This window comes from Lysobacter sp. M2-1 (genome assembly GCF_022662495.1).
GTDB lineage: Bacteria > Pseudomonadota > Gammaproteobacteria > Xanthomonadales > Xanthomonadaceae > JAKPBU01.
In genome coordinates, this window is the sequence record NZ_JAKPBU010000007.1 from 1 (window position 1) to 16248 (window position 16248).

Annotated in this window: 16 protein-coding genes; 10 read left to right on the top strand and 6 right to left on the bottom strand. The window is 65.7% G+C overall.

Going from position 1 to position 16248, the window contains the following annotated elements; genetic code table 11:
- Positions 1-1209 (bottom strand): ABC transporter permease (locus MC375_RS13080; protein WP_242103846.1); only part of this gene is annotated, 1209 nt, incomplete at its 3' end.
- Positions 1206-1961: an ABC transporter ATP-binding protein gene (locus MC375_RS13085; RefSeq protein WP_242103847.1), complete on the bottom strand. Its 756-nt coding sequence runs from the start codon at positions 1959-1961 to the stop codon at positions 1206-1208. The genes MC375_RS13080 and MC375_RS13085, both read right to left, overlap by 4 nt.
- A 74-nt stretch (positions 1962-2035) precedes the next feature.
- Between MC375_RS13085 and MC375_RS13090 the strand changes: the two genes are divergently transcribed.
- From MC375_RS13090 to MC375_RS13105, 4 genes are all read left to right on the top strand, one after another.
- Positions 2036-2527, top strand: a complete 492-nt coding sequence (locus MC375_RS13090) for a hypothetical protein (RefSeq protein WP_242103848.1) — start codon at positions 2036-2038, stop codon at positions 2525-2527.
- 26 nt (positions 2528-2553) lie between these two features.
- A complete protein-coding gene (locus tag MC375_RS13095; RefSeq protein ID WP_242103849.1) occupies positions 2554-2997 on the top strand; it encodes an Hsp20/alpha crystallin family protein in 444 nt (147 codons plus the stop codon).
- A gap of 62 nt (positions 2998-3059) precedes the next feature.
- Positions 3060-3590: a hypothetical protein gene (locus MC375_RS13100; protein WP_242103850.1), complete on the top strand. Its 531-nt coding sequence runs from the start codon at positions 3060-3062 to the stop codon at positions 3588-3590.
- A 27-nt stretch (positions 3591-3617) separates the two neighbouring features.
- Positions 3618-3932 (top strand): hypothetical protein, encoded by a 315-nt coding sequence (locus MC375_RS13105; RefSeq protein WP_242103851.1) that lies wholly within the window; start codon positions 3618-3620, stop codon positions 3930-3932.
- 67 nt (positions 3933-3999) lie between these two features.
- Here the strand turns inward: MC375_RS13105 and MC375_RS13110 are convergent, their stop codons facing one another.
- From MC375_RS13110 to MC375_RS13120, 3 genes are all read right to left on the bottom strand, one after another.
- Positions 4000-4524 carry a hypothetical protein gene (locus MC375_RS13110; RefSeq protein ID WP_242103852.1) on the bottom strand — a complete coding sequence of 175 codons (525 nt, stop codon included), beginning with the start codon at positions 4522-4524 and terminating at the stop codon, positions 4000-4002.
- Between the two features lie 214 nt (positions 4525-4738).
- Entirely contained in the window at positions 4739-6355 is a 1617-nt protein-coding gene (locus MC375_RS13115) for a family 43 glycosylhydrolase (RefSeq protein WP_242103853.1), read from the bottom strand.
- A 2-nt stretch (positions 6356-6357) separates the two neighbouring features.
- The gene (locus MC375_RS13120) at positions 6358-8082 is read right to left on the bottom strand and encodes an IlvD/Edd family dehydratase (protein ID WP_242103854.1); all 1725 of its coding nucleotides are present in this window, start codon (positions 8080-8082) and stop codon (positions 6358-6360) included.
- Between the two features lie 183 nt (positions 8083-8265).
- Between MC375_RS13120 and MC375_RS13125 the strand changes: the two genes are divergently transcribed.
- Entirely contained in the window at positions 8266-9078 is an 813-nt protein-coding gene (locus MC375_RS13125) for an SDR family oxidoreductase (protein ID WP_242103855.1), read from the top strand.
- 39 nt (positions 9079-9117) lie between these two features.
- On the opposite strand, the gene MC375_RS13130 is transcribed toward MC375_RS13125, so the two are convergent.
- A complete protein-coding gene (locus MC375_RS13130) occupies positions 9118-10089 on the bottom strand; it encodes a LysR family transcriptional regulator (protein ID WP_242103856.1) in 972 nt (323 codons plus the stop codon).
- 151 nt (positions 10090-10240) lie between these two features.
- On the opposite strand from MC375_RS13130, the gene araD1 reads away from it, so the two are divergent.
- From araD1 to yjfF, 5 genes are all read left to right on the top strand, one after another.
- On the top strand, positions 10241-11248 hold the full coding sequence (gene araD1 / locus MC375_RS13135) for an AraD1 family protein (protein WP_242103857.1): 1008 nt from the start codon (positions 10241-10243) through the stop codon (positions 11246-11248).
- 270 nt (positions 11249-11518) lie between these two features.
- Entirely contained in the window at positions 11519-12487 is a 969-nt protein-coding gene (locus MC375_RS13140) for an ABC transporter substrate-binding protein (RefSeq protein ID WP_242103858.1), read from the top strand.
- A 4-nt stretch (positions 12488-12491) separates the two neighbouring features.
- Complete coding sequence (locus tag MC375_RS13145; protein ID WP_242103859.1) at positions 12492-14009, top strand: sugar ABC transporter ATP-binding protein; 1518 nt, start codon at positions 12492-12494, stop codon at positions 14007-14009.
- A complete protein-coding gene (locus MC375_RS13150) occupies positions 14006-15064 on the top strand; it encodes an ABC transporter permease (protein ID WP_242103860.1) in 1059 nt (352 codons plus the stop codon). Before MC375_RS13145 ends, MC375_RS13150 begins: the two co-directional genes overlap by 4 nt.
- Positions 15061-16074 carry a galactofuranose ABC transporter, permease protein YjfF gene (yjfF, locus tag MC375_RS13155; protein ID WP_277929487.1) on the top strand — a complete coding sequence of 338 codons (1014 nt, stop codon included), beginning with the start codon at positions 15061-15063 and terminating at the stop codon, positions 16072-16074. Before MC375_RS13150 ends, yjfF begins: the two co-directional genes overlap by 4 nt.
- The last annotated feature ends 174 nt before the right edge of the window (positions 16075-16248 follow it).

Consider the following 16248-nt stretch of genomic DNA (forward strand, 5'->3'; position numbering starts at 1 on the left):
CGCGTCGCCGGGCGCGGGGGGTGGGGCGCGCAGCGCCTGGGGGGGGGGCAGGTGCGAGGCGCGCCGAACCGGCAGCAGCGCGCCGGCCAGCGCGCTGCCCAGACTGACCGCGAACGCCAGCCACAAGGTCGGGACGGGAATCGTGAAGTCGAGATAGGGCAGGCGGTAGAAGTCGCGGTACACGTCGGCGAGCAGCGATCCGAGCCAGGCGCCGAGCGCGATGCCAAGCAGCGCGCCCAACAGGCCGATCAGCGCGGCGTAGCCGGCGTAATGGCCTGCGATCTCGCGCTGGCTGTAGCCGAATGCCTTGAGCGTGCCGATCTGCTCGCGCTGGCCCGCAATCACACGGGCCAGCACCACGTACAGCACGAACGCGGCGACCCCGAGAAACACCCCCGGGAACAGTTGCGCCATCACCGTGAGCTGGCGGAATTCTTCCTCCAGATAGCGGTGCGAAAGCTGGTCCTTCCGCAGGATCGCGCCGGTACCGCCGTAGCGTGCCAGGATGCGATCGACGGCGACCAGGACCGCCGCGCCGCTCGCACCCGGCTGCAGCCGCAGGGCGACGTTGTTGAAGGCATCGCGCAGGTCGATCGCGGTTTCCAGCGCCGGACGCGGCACCCACACGATCGCGTAGCGCAGGGGGTCGGGGAACGAAGACTGCGGTGCCAGCTGTGCGACGAACTCGGGCGACCCGGCAATGCCGACGATACGGAACGCCCCCCGGTGCCCATGCAGGGTCAGCACGATCTCATCGCCCGGGCGCAGGCCGTGCGCCTCGGCGAAAGCATCGCTGATCGCAAGGGTGTCGCGCTCGTCGCCCCTGGGGGCACGGCCGTCGATCACATGCAGGCGGTCGAGCCTGGACTGCCCGTATTCCGGAATGCTCACCGCCTGGATCTGGACGGGATCGGCGAAGCCCTCCACCTCGCCACGGCCGAACGCGACCACGCGCGTGTCGACCGCGGCGACGCCTTCGATCCCGCGCAGCCGCGCGGCCATCGCTTCAGGCGCGCGCTTGAGCCCGGCGAAGACGTCGGCAAAGGCCTGCTCACGGTAGTAGCGGTCGCGGCTGCGCTGCAGCGAATGCAGCGTGGCCATGGACATGATCAGCATGGCCACGCCCACGGCATTGACCAGCACGATCGCCAGCACCTGGCCACGCAGGTGCCACAGGTCGCGCAGGCGCTTGCGTCCCAGCGCGCTCACCACGACAGTTCCCCCGCGCTCACGCGTGTTTCGTTGCGCTGCTCGCGCGCGATCCGTCCGTCGGCGAGATGCAGCACGCGATCGGCCATGCGCGCGATGTCGGCGTTGTGGGTGATGACCACGGTGGTGGTTCCGAGCTCGCGATTCACCGTTTCCAGCGCCTGCAGCACGCGCACGCCGGTGATCGAATCCAGGGCCCCGGTGGGCTCGTCGCAGAGCAGCACGTCCGGACGCTTGGCGATGGCGCGCGCGATCGCAACGCGCTGCTGCTCGCCGCCCGACAGCTGGGTCGGGAAGTGATGCAGGCGCTCGCCCAGGCCGACCTGCGCCAGGGCGTCTTCCGGCGCCATCGGCGCGCGCGCGATCTCGGTGACTAGGGCGACGTTCTCCAGCGCGGTCAGACTCGGGATCAGGTTGTAGAACTGGAACACGAAGCCGACGTGCTCGCGCCGGAACAGGGTGAGCGCGTCCTCGTCGGCGCCGTCGAGGCGATGATCGCAGTACCAGACTTCTCCAGAAGTGGGCACGTCCAGCCCGCCGAGGATATTGAGCAGGGTCGACTTGCCGCTGCCGGAGGGACCCAGCATCACCACGAACTCGCCACGGTACAGGTCGAGGTCGACGCCACGCAGCGCCGGCACGTCCACTTCGCCCATGCGGTAGATCTTGGTCAGGCCGCTCGCATGGAATACCGGAGCGGCCGCGCTATCCCGCGGATCCCGCGTATCGCGATCGGGCGTCCGCTGCTCCATCGCCGGCGTCAGGTTTCGGGCAGGCTGCCGCTGGCGGGAGGTTGAACCCTTGCCCGGTCGCGCTCGATCCGGACATGATCTTCGAGCTGCCGGCGCATTGCTTCGAACGCATCGTGCGCCGCCAGGTAAGGATCTTCGTGCCGTCGGTCCGGGAGTGCGACGTCACCGGCCTCGAAAACGCGACCCGGCATGGTCAGGCGGATGCGGACGAGATAGTGATTGCCCTGGCGGTGGCGGTTTTCGTTGCGCCGGACGGTCACGTCGCAAGCCTGGAGCCGCGGTGCGAACCGCGCAAGCCTTGCGGCGTGGCGCTGGATGTCTTCGCGCAATGCGGGCGAGGGCGACATGCCTTGGAAGGCGACCGTGGTTTCGATGGACATGAATACGTCCTCGCTGATCGGGATTCCAGCCTAAAGGCGCCAGCCATCGGGACTTTGATCCAGATCAGGCCTGAGCCGCGGCCCGCGGCGCCGGCGCGTGCGGATCATTTGATCCTGATCAAGGTGCGCGCCGCGGGCGGGGCTAGCTTGGCCATGTTCCGTAGCAATCCGTGCCGGAACTCCTGACCCCCCGCATCCAGAGGAGTTTTGCCATGACCAGTCTGACCCGTTGGAACCCGTTCCGCTCCCAGCAGCGCTTCGATCTGGTGAGCGATGTCGACGATCTGTTCCGCAGCCTGTCGTTCCGGCCGACGCTGCGCGACTTCGAGGCGTCGCCGGAGATCCGCATGAACGTGAGCGAGGACGAGAAAGCCTATCTCGTCTCGGCGGAGATCCCGGGCGTCAAGAAGGAAGACATCGAGATCTCCGTGGAAGGCAACCAGGTCACCATCCAGGCCGAGGTCAAGCGCGACGAAACCCGGGAAAGCGCCAAGGAAATCCACAGCGAGCGCTTCATCGGCAAGTCCTACCGCGCGTTCACGCTACCGCAGGAGATCGACAGCAGCGCGTGCGAGGCGAAATACGACAACGGCGTGCTGACGCTGAAACTGCCCAAGAAGTCGAACGGGCACAGCACCCGCGTGGCGATCAACTGACATCAGGCCGCCCGCCAACGCCGCCTCCGGAGCACCATCGGCAAAATCACGAGGAGCCCGACATGCATGCCATCATGAACCGTTGCGGCGCCTTTGCCGTATTGTTCGCAATTCTCGGCCCTGTCGCAGCGCAGGAGCCGGCGGAGCCGGCGCCGCAGGAAAAAGTTTCGTCCACTGCGGGCGAGCGCGAGGAGATGCGCAGGGAAGTCGAGGAGGCGGCACGCGCGATCGAAGCCTATTCGCTCGCGCGTCGCGACGAGGCGCAACAGCGCGCCAGGGCCGCGATCGATGCCATGGATCGGCAGATCCAGCAGCTGCAGGCCGATCTGGATCGCGGCACGGAGCGTATGAGCGCCGCCGCGCGCGCCAACCGCGAGCGGGCGATGGCGGATCTGCGCGCCCAGAGTACGGAGCTCTCCGCCCGGTATCGCACGATGCAGGACAGCTCGGCTGACGCCTGGAGCCGGATCAGGGACGAGTTCGTCAGCGCCTATCGGCGCATCGCCGAGGCCGTGCGCCAGGCGGGCGCCGAATCCGACACGCAGGAGCCCGCGGAAGAGAAACCTGCAGAAGAATCCAGCCCTTCCCCTTAGGGCGATGACACTTGAGGAAGCGACGCCATGATGCATAGAGACGCAACGCGACTGAAACGGGATGCGCAGAGGGTGTTCGAGGACTTCGAACGGATCGTCGGCGAGATTTCGCAGAGCGGCGAGGAACGGGCCGATGCGACCGCCAGGCAGCTTCGCAATGGCGCAGACCAGATGCGCGATCGCCTGATCGACATGGGAGAAAGCGCGGTGGTACGGGCGCGACGCGCCGGCAGGCATGCGCGTACCTATGCCCGCAGCCATCCGTGGGCGACGGGCAATGTCGCTCTGGCGGCCGTCGCTGTTATCGCCATCGGCCTGCTGGTTCGGCGACGTCGGGGCTGACCCCGCTTATCCTCCAGCGCCGGGCAACTGGTCAGGCCACGCTTTCCGATGGAATGAATGCAGCCGACTAGCTCCGATGCTGCCTGCGGGAGGCGAGAAACGGCCTCGGCGGAGCCCACAGCAACAGCGCGCATGCCGGGCCTATGACGAGGACATGGATCATCAGCAAAGCCACCAGCCATTCACCGCTGGCCTGCTGCTCCGGCGCTGCGCTCAAGGGGATGACGATCCAGTTCAGAAAGGCGAAAGCGAGCGCGCCGTAGGGCAGGGCCCAGCGCAGGGGATGGCTTGCGATCGTGCCGAAGTGCCGGCCGAGCCAGCGGTAGGTCGCAATCTCGACAACGGCTGTCGCGTAAAGGACACCTATTCCAAGCAGGACGCCCCAGCCACCAAGCGCGCGCGCGGAGTCGACTCCCACGACCCAGGCCGCCGGAGCGCGTGCGACTGCTTCCAGGGATACCCCCAGAAAACTCCAGTAAATGCCGCACGCCCACAGGTCCAGGCAGGCGACCGCGGCGGCAGCCAGGGGCAGGGGCAGGGCCAGTGGAATGGCGGCTCGGGGATGAGAATGCGGGATCGTCGCGCTGCGCATCGTTTTCACCACAAGGGACGGGATTGGCCCCATCCCACCGCCAAAAACTGGACCTGGCAAGGTCCGATGCAGGTGAATCGAATGGAGCCAAATCCGAGCGCCCTTGCGTCGGCCTGGCCATCCACTGCAGGGCAGGCGGACATCCGACGAACCGCCCCGGTATCCGGAAGAACCAGACAAGGACGCCGCCAAGTTGCGTATTTGTCAGTGGCGTTCAGACCAATGCGCGATACGAAAAACGCCGGAGCAGTACGCTTCCACGGTTGGCGGCGTAAATGCCCACCTTGAGGCTGAGGAAGCCACCGAAGACGTTGTGGTGGATTCCCGAGACCTCCATGCGATGGCCATGCTGGACCCAGGTCTTGCCTGCATCGTGCGAGTAGTGACAGGTCACGATGTGCCGGTCGTTGGTCAGCCGGATACGCACGTTGTGCGTCGGCAGCGATTGCCGCATCCACGGCTGTTCTTCGGCGAACTGGTAGGTCCTCATTTCGGTGGGCGTGAAGCCCACTCCGACGAATGCCTTGTGGTTATAGAACAGCAGCAGCCCGCCTTCGACCCCGTCGTCGAGTTCGAGCGTCGCCTCGGCGACGTAGGCGCGGTCGCCGACGATGCACGTAAGCGGCGGGCTGTCCACCGGAGAGCGACCCTTGGCGGCGATGCGCAAACCTTTGGACTCGTAGCGAACCCGCTGCCTCTCATCAGGCGCGGGATCATGGAAGCTCCACTGCACCCCGAAGCGGTCGGCGCTGAAATCGTCCGACAGGGCGAAGCCAGAGGCGCCGGCGCGGCCGCCCTTCGGCTTGGGCAAGGGCCGGGAAAGATCGCCACCCAGCGCCCGGAACCAGCCGTCCCCGGTCCATTCGATGGGCTCGAGCAGGGTCTGCCGTCCGAGCGTGCGGAAGCCGTTCTCGTACCCGTGGTAGATCATCCACCAGTCGCCCGCCGGTCCTTCCACCAGCGACGCATGTCCGCGCGACCACCACGGTTCATCGGCGGACTGCGTACGGACCAGCGGATTGTGCGGGCAGTGTTCCCAGGGGCCGTGGATCGATCGGGAGCGCGCCGCGATCACCATGTGTCCGGTCGGAGGGCCAGCAGTGCCGCCCACGGCAGTCACCAGATAAAACCATTCCCCGTGGCGCAGCAGCTTCGGGCCTTCGGGCGCGAAGTTCTCCACGATCCAATCGTCGGGATACCGCCATGGGCTGTAGGCCGGTTCAAGCGCGCCGTCGGTTGCCAGGCCATCGTCGGTCAGGCGGATCTTGCGGATGCCGTTGACGAACAGATAGCGCTTGCCGTCCTCGCCCACGACATGGCCGGGGTCGATGCAGCCGTGGATCTTCAGATCGACCGGATCGCTCCACGGCCCGCGGATGTCGTCGGCCCAGATCGCATAGATCGACCAGCCCTTTTCGTCAGGGTCGGCGGGGATGTAGATGAAGTAGCGATCGCCATGCTTGCACAGGTCGACCGCCCAGACCACGCCGAGCGATTTGGAGAGGGCCGCCGCAATCGGTGCCCAGTTCACCAGATCCGTGGAATGCCAGATCACCAGGCCCGGATACGAGTAAAAGGACGAGAACGTCATGTAGTAATCGCCACCGTCCTTCAGCACGGTGGGATCGGGATGGTCGCCGGCAACGATCGGGTTCAGGAAGGTTCCGTCGCCGCGGTCGGCCTTGCGCTGATCTTCGATGCCGGTTCCCCAATGCGGAGCCGGGTGACTGTCCGCCCCGTTGCGGACGCGGTCCGCTCCCCGGGCGAAGGGCGCGGATACGGCGCCCGCCAATAGCGCCTTGAAGGCAGCGCGACGGGTGGTGGTCGCCACCTTCAGTGCGAATCGCGCGGCACGTCGGCGCCGCTGCCACCGACCAGGATGTCCAGGTCCGCGCCCAGGTGCGCCTGTTGCACGTGATCGATATAGAGCTTGGCCCAGCCGCGCTCGGGCGCTGGAGGCGGCGTCCACTGCGCACGACGCACGGCAAGTTCGTCGTCCGATACCTCCAGGTGTAGGCGGCGCCCCGGTACGTCGAGTTCGATGATGTCGCCGTCGCGGACCAGGGCCAGGTTGCCGCCGGCGGCCGCCTCGGGCGAGGTGTGCAGCACCACGGTGCCGTAGGCGGTGCCGCTCATGCGCGCATCGGAAATGCGCACCATGTCGGTGATGCCTTTGCGCAGCAGCTTGGGAGGCAGCGGCATGTTGCCGACCTCGGCCATGCCCGGATAACCGCGCGGTCCGCAGTTCTTCAACACCATGATGCTGTTTTCATCGATTTCCAGCGCCTCGTCGTCGATGCGCGCCTTGAAGTCCTCGATGTTCTCGAACACCACCGCTGGACCACGATGGCGCAGCAGTGCCGGGGACGCGGCCGAAGGTTTGATCACCGCGCCGTCCGGCGACAGGTTTCCGCGCAATACCGCGATGCCGGCTTCGACCCGGATCGGATCGGCCAAGGGCCGGATCACATCGTGGTCCCAGCACGGCGCATCGGCGATGTTATCGCCCAGGGTCCGGCCGTTGACGGTCAGGCAATCCAGGTGCAGGTGACCGGCGATTTCGCGCAGCAGCGCGGGCAGGCCACCGGCATAGAAGAAGTCCTCCATCAGGAACTGGCCCGATGGCTTGAGGTTAAGCAGGCACGGCAGCTTGGAGCCGAGTTGGTCCCAGTCGTCGAGGTCGAGGGGTACGCCGATGCGACCGGCCAGGGCGAGCAGGTGGATCACCGCATTGGTCGATCCGCCGATAGCGGCATTGGTCTTGATCGCGTTCTCGAAGGCGCTGCGGGTCAGCACCTTGGACATGCGTAGATCTTCGTGAACCATCTCCACGATGCGGCGGCCGGTGAGCTGGGCCAGGCGCGAGCGGCGCGAATCCACTGCCGGGATAGCGGCGTTCTCGGGCAACGACATGCCCAGCGCCTCCACCATGCTGGCCATGGTCGAAGCCGTACCCATGGTCATGCAGCTGCCTGTGGAGCGCTGCATGCAGGCCTCTGCCTCGATGAACTCCTCCTGGGTCAGGGTGCCGGCGCGGACCATCTCCGACATGTGGATCACCCCGGTGCCCGAGCCGATCGGTTTGCCGCGCCAGTTGCCCGACAGGGAGGGACCACCGGACAAGCCGATGGAGGGCAGATCGACGCTGGCGGCGCCCATCAGCAATGCAGGCGTGGTCTTGTCGCAGCCCATCAGCAGCACGACGCCATCGATCGGGTTGGCGCGGATCGACTCTTCCACGTCCATGCTGACCAGGTTGCGGAACAGCATGGCGGTGGGCCGGACCTGGGTTTCGCCCAGCGACATCACCGGAAATTCCAGCGGAAAACCGCCGGCCTCATACACCCCGCGTTTGACGAACTCGGCGAGTTCGCGGAAATGGCCGTTGCAGGGGGTCAGTTCCGACCATGTGTTGCAGATGCCGATGACCGGGCGGCCATCGAACATGTCATGCGGGTTGCCGGCGCTCTTGAGCCAGCTGCGGTAGTAGAAACCTTGCTTGCCTTCGCGCCCGAACCAGGACTGGCTACGCAACTGCGGCTTTTTGGGAGAACCCATGCAGGCGGCATTCCTCGAGCTGGACCGTGAATTGACCAGGCCAACCCTTTGGCCGATCAGGCGGCGCTTTGCGGCTGCGATGCTACCGGGCATATTCATGCTGTAAAAATGCCAAATCAAAGCCAATCGATATCTGTTTACATATATGTCATCCGGATCCAGTACCCCACGACGAGGCGAAACATGAGTACAGAAACAACTCCATCCCTCGCTGCGCAGGGCAGCGGAGTAGGGGAGGGTGCGATCTATCCGGATCTGGCCGGCCGGCCGGTTTTCATCACCGGCGGCGCAACGGGGATCGGGGAATCGTTGGTCGAGGGCTTTGCCCGGCAGAGGGCGCCGGTAGCGTTCGTCGATATCGACGAGGCTGCCAGTCGTGCATTGGCCGAGCGGCTGCAGGCACAAGGCCTGGCGTCGCCCTGGTGGCGTCGCGTCGACGTGACCGATGTCGATGCGTTACGTCATGCAGTGCTGGATGCCGCGACCGCATTGGGCGATTTCCATATCCTGGTCAACAACGTGGGCAGCGATGATCGTCACCGCCTGGAAGAAGTGACGCCCGACTACTGGAACCAGCGGGTGGCGATCAACCAGCGCGCGGCGTTCTTCGCCATCCAGGCCGCCGTGCCGGGCATGCGTCGACGCGGCGGCGGTACGATCATCAATCTCGGCTCGACCGGTTGGCAGAGCAAGACCGGAGGCTATCCGGTGTACGCCACGGCCAAGTCGTCGGTGAATGGGCTCACCCGCGGCCTGGCCCGTGAGCTCGGTGCCGACCGCATCCGCATCAACGTGCTGACTCCCGGCTGGGTCATGACCGAGCGCCAGGTGACCCTGTGGCTGGATGCGGCCGGCGAACGCGACCTGCTGCGCAACCAATGTCTGCCGGACAAGGTCATGCCCGGAGACATCACCGCCATGGCGCTGTTCCTGGCCTCGGATCAGGCCCGCGCCATCACTGCGCAGGAGTTCGTGGTCGACGCGGGCTGGACCTGAGCGTGCGGTCCCGGCGATGCCGTGGCTGCGGCCGCGATCTCATTCCTCGAGCCTGCGCGAGGACAGATCGACGCCGTACACCGGCACAGCCGCGGCCTTGAGCGCCTGCAACATGATCTTGGCACCGGGCGAGAGCAGCCAGTCGTTACGGGTGATGATGCCGAAGTAGTCCATCCGGCACGAGAGTTCCACCGGTACGGTGGCGACGATATTGTGCTTGGCGTAGTAGCTAGCGACATCGGTGGGCACCACCGCGATGTAGTCGCTTTCCTCCAGCATGCGCGGCAGGAACGCAAGCGCCGAACTCTCGATGATCCGCTTGGGCGGCTCCAGTCCGGCGCTCTGGAACATCAGCTCGAAGCGATGGCGCAGCACGCTGCCGGCAGGCGGCACGATCCAGCCGGCAGCTGCCAGTTCGGCCAGCGAGGGTTGTTCGATTTCCAGGATCGGATGGCGGGGACGGACGATGGCCGAAACATGTTCCTCGGCCAGCGCTTCGTAGTGCAGGTTGCGTTTGTCGTGGCGGGCGAAAAGACGCGCGACGAGGATGTCGAGCTTGTTCTGCGACAGCATCTCCAGCAGCACATCGCTGCTGTCCACCAGCAGGGTGACGCGCAGCAGCGGATGGTCGCGGGCCATTTGCACCATTGCCGCCGGCAGCAGGTTCATGGCCGGTCCGGTAATCGCGCCGACGCTGACGCTGCCGTAATAGCCGGCCTTGAGCGCCTCGATCTCGGAGCCGGCTTCGCGCAGGCTGGACAGGGCGATGCGCGCGTGGCGGATCATGGTCTCGCCATACCAGGTCGGCTGCATGCCGCGCGGCAATCGCTCGAACAGCGACACGCCCATCGTGTCCTCCAGGTCCTTGAGCAACTTCGACGCCGCCGGCTGGGACATGTTCAGCGCATCCGCTGCGCGTTGGGTGCTGCCTTCTTCGTCGATCGCGATCAGCAGCATCAGCTGCCGGGCCTTGAGGCGGGCGCGCACGAACCAGGGGGCGCTTTGGGCCACGAGGTTTCCCTCACCTATACAAATGTATATATATATTAATCACAGAAACAGAGTTGTTGTATATGGATAGTGCCGGCAGAGTACGGGCTGGCGCCGGACTTCCCCGCGAGGAAGTGCGTACCGCACCGTGATCACGACTGCAGGCGGAGCAATGCGACTGATCCAGCTAATTGACGATGCCGGGGAGTCCCGGGTCGGTGTGATCGACCAGGACGGAGCCCGCGTGCGCCTGCTCGAGAGCTCCCGGACGACTTATGCGCTGGCCACCGCAGCCATTTCGGCCAATCGCAACCTCGAACAGCAGGCTGCCCAGGAGCAGGGCGACGAATCGCTGGATTATGCGGGGCTGCTGCGCGAGGGCCGGGTGCTGACCCCGCTGGCCCATCCCGATCCGGCCCATGTACGCGTCACCGGCACCGGCCTGACCCACCTGGGCAGCGCCGCCGCCCGCGATGCCATGCACCAGAGCCTGGCCGACCATGCCAACGCCGGCACCCTCACCGATTCGATGAGGATGTTCCAGTGGGGCATGCGGGACGGGATTCCACGCCAGGGCCGCCCGGGCGTGCAGCCGGAATGGTTCTACAAGGGCGATGGCAGCATGGTGGTGGCCCCGGGCCAGGCCCTGCCGTCGCCTGATTTCGCCCTGGATGGCGGCGAGGAGCCGGAGTTGGTCGGGCTGTATCTGATCGGCCCGGACGCCACCCCGCATCGCCTGGGGTTCGCGGTCGGCAACGAGTTCTCCGACCACATCACCGAGCGCCAGAACTATCTGTATCTGGCCCATTCCAAGCTGCGCGCCTGCGCGATCGGTCCCGAGCTGCGTACCGGACCGCTGCCGCGCGACCTGCGCGGCACCAGCCGCATCCGCCGCGGTGACACGGTGGTATGGGAGAAGCCCTTCCTCACCGGCGAGGACAACATGTGCCACTCGCTGGAGAATCTGGAATACCACCATTTCAAGTACGCCGCGCATCGCCGTCCGGGCGACGTGCACCTGCATTTCTTCGGCACCTCGACCCTGAGCTTCGCCGACGGCATCGCCGTACAGCCCGGCGACTGCTTCGAGATCGACTTGCCGGCGCTGGGTGCGCCCCTGGTCAATCCGCTGCGGACCGTAGCGGCCGGTTTCATGCTCGGTGGCGTACGGCCCCTCTGAGCATGGGCGCCCGTATGACGCAGCGTTTTCAGTGTTGCGAGTTCGGCATGCGCGCGGGTCCGCACGCGGCGTCCGCTGGCCGCAAGGTCTCAAGTCCCAGGCCGCGAGCGCATGGTCGCTATGCTGTGAGATTGCTAACAAAGTTCAAGACAGCCTGTATTCCGGCCTGGGCCGGGTAGACACACCAGGATGGGTTGGAAACCTTCCTGGCCGATACGACGGGCAGCGCCCGGAGCGGATGGGTCGAACAACCAGAACGGGAGGAGAGGGATGCAACGAGGATTCATGCTGGCCGCCGCACTGTCATGCGCGGCGATCATCGGCGGGTGTTCGCGCGACGCGGGCAGCGAGCGCGATGCAGCGCCGGTCGTGGGCTTCAGCCAGATCGGTGCCGAGAGCGAGTGGCGCACCGCCAATACCGCGTCGATCAAGTCGTCGCTGGCCGAGGCCGGTATCCAGCTGCGTTTCTCCGATGCGCAGCAGAAGCAGGAAAACCAGATCAAGGCGTTGCGCTCGTTCATCGCGCAGCGCGTGGACGTGATCTCGTTCTCGCCGGTGGTCGAATCGGGTTGGGAAACCGTGCTGCGCGAGGCCAAGGCGGCCAATATCCCGGTGATCCTCACCGACCGCGCGGTGGACGTTTCCGATGACTCGCTCTACGTGACCCTGATCGGCTCGGATTTCGTCGAGGAGGGCCGCAAGGCCGGCCGCTGGCTGCTGCAGGACACGCCCGCCGGAAGCGGAGAAGTGCGCATCGTCGAGCTGCAGGGCACGGTGGGTTCGGCGCCGGCGATCGACCGTATGGAAGGATTCCATGAGGTCATCGACAAGGATCCGCGCTTCAAGGTGGTGCGCTCGCAGAGCGGCGATTTCACCCGGGCCAAGGGCAAGGAAGTGATGGAGGCGTTCCTCAAAGCCGAGGGGTCGAAGATCGACGTGTTGTTCGCGCACAACGACGATATGGCGATCGGTGCGATCCAGGCCATCGAGGAGGCCGGGCTGAAGCCTGGCAAGGACATCAGGATCGTTTCCATCGATGGCGTACGCGGCGCGTTCAAGGCCATGGAAGCGGGCAAGCTCAACGCCACGATCGAATGCAATCCGCTGATCGGCGACCAGCTGGCCGATGCGGTCAAGGCCGTGCTCGAGAAACGCCCGTTGCCCAAACGGATCCTGGTGGAGGAGGGTGTGTTCACCCAGGACCAGGCCGCTGCGGCGCTGCCAGGCCGCAAGTACTGAGCCTATGGCCAGCGGCGACGCCGACATCGTCCTGCAGGCACGCGGCCTGTGCAAAAGCTTCGCCGGCATAGCGGCGCTGGAAGATGTCGATCTGATCCTGCGCGCCGGCGAAGTGCATGCGTTGATGGGTCAGAACGGCGCCGGCAAATCGACCCTGATCAAACTGCTGACCGGAGTGATGCGCCCGGACAGCGGTGAGATGTGGGTGGGCGGGCAGGCGGTGTCGCCGTCCAGTCCGGCCCAGGCGCAGCACCTGGGCATCAGCACGGTCTACCAGGAAGTGAACCTGTGCCCGAACCTGTCGGTCGCCGAGAACATCGTGGGCGGCCGTTATCCGCGTCGACGCTGGACGGGAGCGATCGACTGGAACGCAGTCAATGCCCACGCCCGCGATGTGCTGGCCGGGCTGCATCTGGACATCGACCCGAAACGACCGCTGTCCGACTTCCCTGTGGCGGTACAGCAGATGGTCGCCATCGCACGCGCGTTGAGCGTATCGGCCAAGTTGTTGATCCTGGACGAACCGACCTCGAGCCTGGACGAGCGTGAGGTGCAGGAGCTGTTCGCGGTGATACGCCGTCTGCGCGAGCAAGGCATGGCGATCCTGTTCGTCACTCATTTCCTGGATCAGATGTATGCAGTGTCCGACCGCGTCACCGTCCTGCGCAATGGCCGCCGGGTAGGCGAGTACTCGGCGACGGCGTTACCGCATGGGCCGCTGGTGGCGGCCATGGTCGGCCGCGAGATCGCAGTGGGCGGACGCGACGCTGTGCAGCCTGCCGCGGTGGGGGAGGGGGCAACCGTGCTGGAGGCGCATGCGCTGGAACGCCGTGGCCAGATCGCCCCGACCGACCTGAGCCTGCGCGCCGGTGAAGTGCTGGGCCTGGGTGGGCTGCTCGGTTCGGGCCGCACCGAACTGGTCCGGCTGATGTTCGGCCTGGACCGCGCCGACGCCGGCACGCTGCGGATACGGCAGCGCGACGTGACCCTGAAAAGTCCGGCCGACGCGATTGCCCAGGGCCTGGCCCTGTGCCCGGAGGAGCGCAAGACGGAAGGCATCGTGGCCGACCTGTCGGTGCGCGAGAACATCGCCCTGGCCCTGCAGGCCAAGCTGGGATTGCGCCGTTTTCTTGGCCGCAGCGAGCAGGAAGCACTGGCGCGCCGCTATGTCCAGCTGCTGGAGATCAAGACCGCCAGCATCGAGACTCCCCTGGCGCTGCTTTCGGGCGGCAACCAGCAGAAAGTCGTGCTGGCGCGTTGGCTGGCCACCGAACCGGCCGTGCTGATTCTGGATGAGCCGACCCGCGGCATCGACGTTGCCGCCAAGCAGGAAATCATGGGACATATCCTGCGCCTGGCGCGCAAGGGCATGGCAGTGCTTTTCATCTCAGCGGAAATGGACGAACTCGTGCGCATCTCGGACCGGATCGCGGTGATGCGCGACCGGCGCAAGGTGGGCGAACTTACCGGAGGCTGCGGCGAAGCCGCGGTGTATGACCTGATTGCAGGCGCCGACGCATGACCGAGATTTATTCTCCGGCCGCAGTGGTGCCGCGATTCCGGCGTTTTGTCGCGCATCCGCTGTTCTGGCCGCTGCTGACCCTGATCCTGCTGGTGCTGGGCAACGGCCTGGTGAACCCCGCCTTCCTTTCCCTGCATTGGCGCGATGGCCACCTGTACGGAAACCTGGTGGATATCGCCAACCGCGCCGCGCCGCTGATCCTGGTTTCGCTGGGCGTGACCCTGGTGATCGCCGTTCGCGGACTGGATATTTCCGTGGGCGCGGTGCTGGCGATCGCGGCCACGGTGGCGGCCTGGATGATCGGCGGCGAGACCGATGCCACGCGCTTTCCCATGGCCGTGGCAATCACCGCCGCACTGATCGCGGCAGCACTGTGCGGACTTTGGAACGGTTTGCTGGTGGTCAAGCTGGGCATGCAGCCCATCGTCGCCACCCTGATCCTGATGGTGGCCGGACGCGGCGTCGCCCAGTTGCTGGCCGACGGACAGATCCTGACGGTGTACTACAAGCCGTACGCCTACTTCGGCAACGGCTTCCTGTTCGGCCTCCCGTTTTCGCTGTATGTGATTGCCGCCTTATGCCTGCTTCTGTGGCTGGCCCTTGGCCGCACCGCGCTGGGATTGTTCATCCGCGCCATCGGCGGCAATCCTGTGGCCGCGCGCGTGGCAGGCGTACCGGCACGGTGGATCACGGTTGGGTTGTACGTGTTCTCCGCGTTCTGCGCGGGCATGGCTGGGATCCTGGTCAGTTCCAACGTCAGCAGTGCCGACGCCAATAACGCCGGGCAGCTGCTGGAACTGGACGCGATCCTGGCGGTCACCCTGGGCGGCACCGCACTCAGTGGTGGCCGTTTCAGCCTGGCGGGCAGCGTGATCGGTGCGCTGATCATCCAGACCCTGACCTCGACCATTTATTCGATCGGTGTACCGCCGCAGGTGAATCTGGTGGTCAAGGCCGCGCTGGTATTCATCGTGATGCTGCTGCAATCGGGCGAGTTCCGCAGCCATGTGCGCCGGTTGCTGAGGCGGAACGAAGCCGGGGAGGGCAGTGCATGACCGGTACGGCTCGCACCGGCAACTCCGCTAGTCCAGCGTCGTCGCGTCGGCTGGATCCGCGTCATCTGCCGTTACTGGTGACCTTGGCGTTGTTCCTAGCCATGGCCGTGACCGGGGGCCTTCTCTACCCCGGTTTTCTGACCCCGCAGGTGTTCCTCAATCTTCTGATCGACAACGCCTTCCTGTGCGTGGCTGCGGTTGGCGCCACCTTCGTCATCCTGACCGGCGGCATCGACCTGTCGGTAGGCGCGGTGATCGCGTTCACCACGGTGCTGCTGGCGATGCTGGTGCAGGGATCCGGGTGGCATCCTCTGGCGGCCATTCCCGTGGTGCTTGCACTGGGCTGCGCTTTCGGCGCGGCGATGGGCTTGTTGATCCAGCGTTACCGGCTACAACCGTTCGTGGTCACCCTCGCTGGCATGTTCCTGGCGCGCGGCGCGGCGACGCTGCTGAGCGTGGATTCGATCGGCATCGACCATCCGTTCTATACCACCATGTCGTATGTGCGCATTCCGCTGGGCTTCGGTGGTCTTTCCATCGGCGCGGTGCTCGCCTTGTTGGTGGTGGCTGCCGGCATCTGGATCGCCCACGCCACCCGCTTCGGCCGTACCGTCTATGCCATCGGCGGCAGTGAAACCTCGGCGCGGCTGATGGGGCTGCCGGTCGATTCGACCCTGGTCGGAGTCTATGCGCTGAGCGGCTTCTGTTCGGCGCTGGCTGGAGTGATCTATACCTTCTACATGCTGTCCGGTTACAGCCAGCACGCGCTGGGTCTCGAACTGGACGCCATCGCCGCGGTGGTGATCGGCGGCACCGTACTCGCCGGTGGCACCGGCTACGTGGCTGGCACCCTGATCGGCGTGCTGATCCTGGGACTGATCCAGACCATGATCGTGTTCGACGGCACGCTCAGCTCGTGGTGGACGCGTATCGCCATTGGTCTGCTGCTGTTCGTGTTCTGCGTGCTGCAGCGCCTGTTTGACCTGCGCAGGCGCCGGATTGAGCGTTGAGCGGACGCCGGTGGAGGGTGCGTTAAGAGCCGCTTCTTGCAGGGCGAGGTCGTTTCTTAATTTCGCATAATGTACATTATGTTACTTCATCGTACCTTTAGGCTAAGCGCGCTCGCAGCCGACCTTGTTAACTTCGTACCCTGCTTCGCGGGAGGCACGGTGTGCGCCAAGCGT